Source organism: Intestinibacillus massiliensis, from assembly GCF_900155735.1.
Classification (GTDB): Bacteria; Bacillota; Clostridia; order Oscillospirales; family Butyricicoccaceae; genus Intestinibacillus; species Intestinibacillus massiliensis.
The window spans coordinates 129567-136885 of the sequence record NZ_LT707058.1 but is presented as its reverse complement, the minus strand read 5'-3'; the positions used below and the strand labels follow the sequence as shown (position 1 = coordinate 136885).

The 7319-nt window shown below is 62.6% G+C and carries 8 protein-coding genes; 4 read left to right on the top strand and 4 right to left on the bottom strand.

Going from position 1 to position 7319, the window contains the following annotated elements; genetic code table 11:
• Positions 1–402, bottom strand: a 402-nt coding sequence (locus CZ203_RS14695) for a cupin domain-containing protein (protein WP_159456420.1), incomplete at its 3' end; no start/stop codon positions are given.
• A 377-nt stretch (positions 403–779) separates the two neighbouring features.
• Here CZ203_RS14695 and gdhA point away from each other — a divergent pair.
• The 4 genes from gdhA to CZ203_RS07585 all read left to right on the top strand — a co-directional run bounded on the left by gdhA (position 780) and on the right by CZ203_RS07585 (position 5349).
• On the top strand, positions 780–2138 hold the full coding sequence (gene gdhA, locus CZ203_RS07600; RefSeq protein ID WP_087065529.1) for an NADP-specific glutamate dehydrogenase: 1359 nt from the start codon (positions 780–782) through the stop codon (positions 2136–2138).
• Positions 2139–2386: 248 nt separating this feature from the next.
• Positions 2387–3556, top strand: a complete 1170-nt coding sequence (locus CZ203_RS07595) for a GTP-binding protein (RefSeq protein ID WP_087065528.1) — start codon at positions 2387–2389, stop codon at positions 3554–3556.
• 12 nt (positions 3557–3568) lie between these two features.
• Positions 3569–4510: a TIGR03943 family putative permease subunit gene (locus tag CZ203_RS07590; protein ID WP_087065527.1), complete on the top strand. Its 942-nt coding sequence runs from the start codon at positions 3569–3571 to the stop codon at positions 4508–4510.
• A 161-nt stretch (positions 4511–4671) separates the two neighbouring features.
• The gene (locus CZ203_RS07585) at positions 4672–5349 is read left to right on the top strand and encodes an MgtC/SapB family protein (RefSeq protein ID WP_087065526.1); all 678 of its coding nucleotides are present in this window, start codon (positions 4672–4674) and stop codon (positions 5347–5349) included.
• A gap of 4 nt (positions 5350–5353) precedes the next feature.
• Here the strand turns inward: CZ203_RS07585 and CZ203_RS07580 are convergent, their stop codons facing one another.
• From CZ203_RS07580 to CZ203_RS07570, 3 genes are all read right to left on the bottom strand, one after another.
• Positions 5354–6718: an MATE family efflux transporter gene (locus CZ203_RS07580; protein WP_087065525.1), complete on the bottom strand. Its 1365-nt coding sequence runs from the start codon at positions 6716–6718 to the stop codon at positions 5354–5356.
• 105 nt (positions 6719–6823) lie between these two features.
• A complete protein-coding gene (locus tag CZ203_RS07575) occupies positions 6824–7081 on the bottom strand; it encodes an HPr family phosphocarrier protein (RefSeq protein ID WP_087065524.1) in 258 nt (85 codons plus the stop codon).
• Positions 7082–7127: 46 nt separating this feature from the next.
• Positions 7128–7319: PfkB family carbohydrate kinase (locus CZ203_RS07570; protein WP_235847481.1), on the bottom strand; the 192-nt coding region annotated here is incomplete at its 5' end.

Sequence of the window (7319 nt, the reverse complement as noted above, 5' to 3'; positions counted from 1 at the left end):
CGCCGCGGCCTGGGACGGCGCGGCCAGGTCGGCCGGGCCGCCGAATCGTTCTTGCAGCAGGCCGTGGTAGGCCTCGCTCGCCATGCCCCAGAAGCCCGCCCACCGGAACCACAGGTTGCCCGCGGCCTCATAATGGTGGGGGCGGCGGCAGTCGATCACCAGCGCCTGCCCAGCGCGCACGGTTTGGGCGCAGCCCTCCACCTCCACATGCAGCGCGCCTTCGGTCACGCAAAACAGCAGCATGTAGGGGTATTCCATCGCGCCGCGCGTGATCGCATACCCTTTTTCACAGTGGTATTCGCCGGAAAACGGCACATAAAAAAGCGACTGCTGCGCAAATTGCGACGGCTCGTGCGGATAAAAACGCGATTCGGGCAGCACGCCCCGTTCGTTGATCGCCATATGGCGCACCTCCTCTGCTACCCTCCAGTATAGGGGAAACGCGCGCGGAGGGCAAGAAAAACCGCCGCCCCGGCGCGCCGCGCCGCCCACACTTTGTTTTATTTTGCGTAAAAGCGGATAAACTTAATATCGTAAAGCGCGCACGCGCACTCTGGAAAGGGATTTTCCAGATGATGGCGGATGCGGGCAAAATACGTCATTAAATGGTTATTATGCAGGATTAGCTTCCAGAACCTTCAAAAACAAAAAAATATCAAAATCTTTTGCAGATTTCTTGCATATTGCCTGATTGTGTTCTTTCATCCAACGTGATAAAATAACGTCAGAATGTCGCTGAGATAGGCGGCAAATATGAAAATGACAAAGGAGAGATTCCTATGGCGATCAACAATCAGTATTTGCAGTCTGTCTACAACGGTCTTGCAGCGCGCAATGCCCATGAGCCGGAATTCCTGCAGGCGGTCTACGAGGTTTTCGAGTCCCTGGTACCCGTAGTCGAAAAGCGTCCGGAAATTGAGAAGAACGGCGTCATGGAGCGCATCGTCGAGCCGGAGCGCATTGTGAATTTCCGCGTATCCTGGGTGGACGACGCGGGCAAGGTACAGGTAAACCGCGGCTGGCGCATCCAGTTCAACTCCGCGATCGGCCCCTACAAGGGCGGCCTGCGCCTGCACCCCTCCGTCAACCAGTCCATTATCAAGTTCCTGGGCTTTGAGCAGATCTTCAAGAACAGCCTGACCGGCCTGCCCATGGGCGGCGGCAAGGGCGGTTCCGACTTCGACCCGAAGGGCAAGTCCGACAACGAGATCATGCGTTTCTGCCAGTCCTTCATGACCGAGCTTTACCGCCACATCGGCCCGGATACCGACGTGCCGGCGGGCGATATCGGCACCGGCGCGCGCGAGATCGGCTACATGTTCGGCCAGTACAAGCGCCTGCGCAACGAGTTTACCGGCGTGCTGACCGGCAAGAGCCTGGTTTCCGGCGGTTCGCTCGCGCGTACCGAGGCGACCGGCTACGGCGTGTGCTATTTCATGGACGAGATGCTGAAGGCGGCCGGCAAGTCCTTCGAGGGCAAGGCCGTCGTCATCTCCGGCTCCGGCAACGTCGCGATCTACGCGAACCAGAAGGCCACCCAGCTCGGCGCCAAGGTCGTCGCGATGAGCGATTCCAACGGCTTCATCTACGATCCGGCCGGCATCGACTTCAAGGTCATCAAGGAGATCAAGGAAGTCAAGCGCGCCCGCATCAAGACGTACCTCGATTATGTCCCCACCGCGTCCTACACCGAGGACAAGGACGGCTCCAAGGGCATCTGGGGCGTCAAGTGCGACATCGCGCTGCCCTGCGCGACCCAGAACGAGCTGGACGGCGCATCCGCGCAGAAGCTGGTCGATAACGGCGTCATTGCGGTAGCCGAGGGCGCGAACATGCCTTCCACCCCGGAAGCTGTCGAGACCTTCCACAAGAACGGCGTCCTGTTCGGGCCTGCCAAGGCGGCCAACGCGGGCGGCGTCGCCACCTCTGGCCTGGAGATGAGCCAGAACAGCGCGCGCCTGTCGTGGAGCTTCGACCAGGTCGACGAGACGCTGCACGGCATCATGAAGAACATCTATGCGAACGCCGCGGCGGCCGCCAAGGAGTACGGCATGGAGGGCAACCTGGTTGCCGGCGCGAACATTGCGGGCTTCACCAAGGTTTGCGACGCGATGCTGTGGCAGGGCGTAGCCTATTAATTAGCCGCTAGTTCTCTTATGAATAGATCCAAGCAGGAAGCAGCCCCTTATGGGGGCTGCTTTTTGCTTGGATAGGACGGTACGGTACCCCTGCGGCGCCGGCAGGGCGCGGGGCGGGTGGCAATGCGCCATATACGCAAAAAAAGCAAAAAGTTTGCAATGGGAAACACTTGCTTTTGACCGCCTTTGGGGGTACACTATACTTTAGTATGTAACACGCCCAAAGTGGGCAAAAAGGAGCGAAAACCATGACGAAAATTGATATTATTTCGGGGTTTCTCGGCGCGGGCAAGACCACGCTGATCAAGAAGCTGCTGAAGGAAGCGCTGCAGGGCGAAAAGGTCGTCTTAATCGAGAATGAGTTTGGCGAAATCGGCATTGACGGCGGTTTCCTCAAGGAAGCGGGCATCCAGGTGACCGAAATGAACTCGGGCTGCATCTGCTGCTCGCTCGTCGGCGATTTCGGCAAGGCGCTGCATGAGGTGCTCGACCAGTTTACGCCCGACCGCGTCCTGATCGAGCCTTCCGGCGTCGGCAAGCTGTCCGACGTGATCCGCGCGGTCGAGGGCGTCGCCGCGGAGGATGCGCGCGTGCAGCTCAACAGCTTTGTCACGGTCGCGGACGCGGCCAAGTGCAAGATGTATGTGCGCAACTTCGGCGAGTTCTACCTCAACCAGGTGGAAAGCGCCAGCGCGGTCTTCCTGTCCCGTGCGGGCGAGGTGCCGGCGGAAAGGTTGGACACGGCCATCGCGCTGCTGCGCGAACACAACGCAAAGGCGCGCATCGTCACCACCCCGTGGGACGAGCTGACCGGCGCGCAGCTTTTAGAGGTGATGGAAGGCTCGCACAGCCTTGCGGACGAAATGCTGGCCGAAGCCGCGCACGCGGGGCATGGCCATGAACACCACCATGAGCACGGCGAGGGCTGCGATTGCCACGGCCATGACGAGCACCATCATGACGAACACGGCCACGAGCATCACCATGAGCACGGCGAGGACTGCGATTGCGGCTGCCACGGCCATGAAGAGCACAGCCATGAAGAGCACCACCATGACGAACACGGCCACGGGCATCACCACGGGCACGGCGAGGACTGCGATTGCGGCTGCCACGGCCACCATCACCACGGGCACGACGCGGACGAGGTCTTTACCTCCTGGGGCGTCGAGACCCCGCGCAAGTACACCCGCGGCGAGCTGCTCGAGGCGCTGGAAGGCCTGGACGACAACGTTTGCGGCGCGGTGCTGCGCGCAAAGGGCATCGTCCCGAACGCGGACGGCGGCTGGCTGCATTTCGACTATGTGCCGGGCGAGCCGGAGGTGCGCGACGGCGGCGCGGATTACACCGGCCGTTTGTGCGTGATCGGTGCAAAACTGAACGAACAGCACATCGCCGGGCTGTTCCACCTGGCGTAAGGGGGCGTTTTGATGGAAGTCCCTGTTTACCTGTTTGCCGGTTTCCTGGAGAGCGGCAAGACACAGTTTATCAGCGAGGTGCTCGACGACCCGAACTTTACGCAGGACGAGCGCACGGTCCTCCTGGTATGCGAGGAGGGCGTTACGGAATATGACGAGGAAATGCTAAGGCGCACCAATACGGTCAAAATCGTCATCGAATCCGCAGAAGGGCTGACCAAGCCCGCCCTGGCGGCGATCGCCGCCAAGTACAAGCCCGACCGCGCCATGATCGAATGGAACGGCATGTGGCCGATTGCCAGCCTGCAGGATATCCTGCCCGACGAGTGGCCGCTTTACCAGGTGGTCACCACGATCTGCGGCGCGACCTGGGAGCTGTACTCGGCCAATATGGGCGCGCAGATGCTCGACCATATCGCGAACGCCGACCTGGTGGTCTTTAACCGCAGTTCCGAGGCGGACAAGGAGAAAATCCGCGCCAAGAATATCCGCGCGATGAACCCGCGCGCCACCATCTTCTTTGAGGACGAGGACGGCAACCCCGAGGACTATATGGACGGCATGGAGCTGCCCTTCGACCTGGACGCGCCCGTGATCGAGGTCAAAAACGAGGATTACGGCCTGTGGTATATCGACGCGATGAACGACCCGGAAAAGTACGAGGGCAAGACCGTGCAGGTCACCGGCATGGTATATAAGTCCGACGGGTTCGCGCCGGATACCTTTGTCCCCGGCCGTTTCGGCATGGTCTGCTGCGCCGAGGACGTGACCTTTATCGGCTTCCTGTGCAAGACCCCGGCCGCGGCCGCGCTCAAAAACGAGGCGTGGGTCACGGTAACCGCCGAGGTGCACAGCGAATATTACCCGCAGTTCCGCGCGGACGGGCCGGTGCTTTATGCGACCGCCATCCAGCCCGCGGAAAAGCCGGAACCCGACCTGGTTTATTTCAACTGAGCCGCCGCGATCAAAAGAAGCCGCCGCAGGGAAGTCCCCTGCGGCGGCTTTTGCGTCATTATAGACAACAATGATGCGGGATATTATGCAGTCTGCCGATATTTGCGCACCCCCGCTTCTGGGTATAATAGGATTATAAGGATACGGGGAGGAGGGCGCGTATGGCTTTACAGGATATTATGCTGCGGCTGGGGCTTGCGATCCTGGCCGGCGGCGTGATCGGCGCGGAGCGCGAGGCCATGCGCCGCCCCGCGGGATTGCGCACGCACATGCTGGTGGCGGTGGGCGCGGCGCTCGTCATGCTGCTCGGCGAATATGTTTTCGAGATGTACGAGGGGCGCGCCGACGTCGACCCGACGCGCCTGGGCGCGCAGGTCATCTCCGGCATCGGCTTCCTCGGCGCGGGCACCATCATGCGCGAGGGGCTGACAATCCGCGGCCTGACGACGGCGGCGAGCCTGTGGGCGGTCGCCTGCCTCGGCCTTGCGGCGGGCGCGGGGTTCTATGCCGGCACGCTGCTCGGCACCGGCATTATCCTGCTCACGCTGTATGCGCTCGAGCGGCTGCAAAACCGGGTGCTGGACAGCCGTTCCGCCCTGTTCCTGTTCCATATTGGGTGCGGGGATGCGGCGCAGGCGCTAACCGATATCAGCCGCCTGGCCGCAAAGTATAACGCCGCGATGGAGGACTTTTCCTCCGACCGCGCGGGCGAGGGCTATCAGCTCACGTTCAAGCTGCGGTTTACCCCGCCGCACCGCCCGAAAGGCCCGCAAACCGGCCTGCTGGCCGACATCGCCGCCCTGCCGGGCGTATCGCATGTCGGCTCGGAGCGGCTTTGACCCGTCAGGCCGCCTCGCCCCCCGGCGCGGCCGACGGGCATTTGCGCTTCCACCAGCCCGACAGGTAGAACCCCATGGACAGGATGGCCGCGACCGTCCAGCCGACCGGCCAGGCAAACCAGATGGCGTCCGCGGGCGCGCCGTGCGCGGCGATGGCAACGGCGAGCGCGACGCGCAGCAGCAGGTCGGTAAAGGTCGCGATCATGAAGGCGGCCATGTCGCCCGCGCCGCGCAGCACGGCGTCCGCCATGAGTTTCATCGCGATGACCGCGTAAAACGGCGAGACGATGCGCAGGAACACCGCGCCCGCGTCAATGACCCCGGCGCCCCCCGCGCCGACGAACAGCCGCATGGCCATCCCGCTGCCCGCGAAGAACAGCAGCGTAAACGGCAGCACGACGCACAGCGCCATCAGCAGCCCCGCGCGCAGGCCGCTTTTCACACGGCCGAGCCGCGCCGCGCCGATATTCTGCGCGGAGAAGTTGGAAAGGCCGTTGGCGAGCGTAGTAAAGCAGGTGATGGCGAAGGTGTTCAGCTTGACCGCGCCGGCATAGCCCGCGATGACCGTCGCGCCGTAGCCGTTGACGATGCGCTGGATAAACAGGTTGCCCACCGAGATAAAGCTCTGCTGCAGGATGCTGGGGATCGCGATCGCGCTGATCCGCCCGAGCATGGGCAGCGAAAACGCCTGCGGGCGGGTATCCCCGTGCGGCACGGCCTTCAGCCTGCGCAGCAGCGCCCCCAGCGCCAGCACCGAGGACACGCCCTGCGCGATAAAGGTCGCCCAGGCCACGCCCGCCACGCCCAGGTGGAACGCCGTAACGAACAGGATATCGAGTACGATATTGCCGAGTGAGGACGCGATGAGGAAGTAAAGCGGCGTGCGGCTGTCGCCGAGCGCGGTGAACACGCCGGTACAGATATTGTACAGGAACAGGAAGGCCAGCCCGGCGATATAGATGTTTAAGTACGTTTCCGAGTCCGCGAAGATGCCCTGCGGCGTGTGCAGCATGGCCATCATGGCGCGGCAGGAGAGCAGCCCCGCCGCGGTCAGCACGGCGCTCAGCCCGAGGATGGACACGAGCGAGGTGTTGACGGCGGTCTTCATCCGCCCGTAGTCGCGCGCGCCGAAAAGCTGCGACACCACGACCGAGCAGCCGATGTTCGACCCGGTCGCCACCGCCATAAAGATCATCGTGATCGGGTAGGAGGCGCCGACGGCCGCGAGCGCGTCCGGCCCCACGAACTGCCCCGCCACCACGCTGTCCACGATGTTGTAGAGCTGCTGGAAGATCACGCTGACCAGCATCGGGATTGAAAAGCGCCACAGGATGCGCGAAGGGCTTCCTGCCGTCATATCGGTAATCATACCATTCCCCCTTTTTTTGTATAACAATTTATTATAACGCCGGGAACGGGCAAAAACAAGCGCCGCATCCGCCAAAAATGGCCGATGCGGCGCGCGCCGTCCCGGTTATAAATTTTCGCGCAGGCAGTCCGCGACCTGCTTGACCGCTTCCTTCTCGTCCGCGCCCTCGGCATGGATCACGATGGTGTCGCCCTGGCGCGCGGCCAGCCCCATGACCGAGAAGATGCGCTTGAGGTCGCCGCTCTTGTCGCCCTTGGCGATCGTGATTTCCGACGAAAACCCGGAAGCCACCTTGACCAGCAGCCCCGCGGGGCGGGCATGCATCCCGGCGGGGTCGGTGATTACATAAACAAATTGCTCCAACTGGCACAGCTCCTTTCTGTACTAGTCTGGCAAAATGCGGCGCGTTTTATACCCCGTAGCAGCGGATGGGCGGCAACGCGGCGCAGCAACGCTCGACCTCCGCGCGGGCCGCGAGCCATTCGTTAAAAGCGGTGGCGCTGCCCGCGGCCAGCCCGAGCCGGAACGCGTCCTCATACCGCCCGGTGTGCATCCAGCCCGCGAGGAAGCCCGCGACCATGCTGTCGCCCGCGCCGACCGT

Bases quoted from the DNA above. Each gene is read 5' to 3' on its own strand.
- CZ203_RS07595 (WP_087065528.1), top strand. From the start codon at position 2,387: ATGACGAAAATTGATATTATTTCGGGGTTTCTCGGCGCGGGCAAGACC.
- CZ203_RS07580 (WP_087065525.1), bottom strand. From the start codon at position 6,718: ATGATTACCGATATGACGGCAGGAAGCCCTTCGCGCATCCTGTGGCGC.
- CZ203_RS07590 (WP_087065527.1), top strand. From the start codon at position 3,569: ATGGAAGTCCCTGTTTACCTGTTTGCCGGTTTCCTGGAGAGCGGCAAG.
- CZ203_RS07585 (WP_087065526.1), top strand. From the start codon at position 4,672: ATGGCTTTACAGGATATTATGCTGCGGCTGGGGCTTGCGATCCTGGCC.
- gdhA (WP_087065529.1), top strand. From the start codon at position 780: ATGGCGATCAACAATCAGTATTTGCAGTCTGTCTACAACGGTCTTGCA.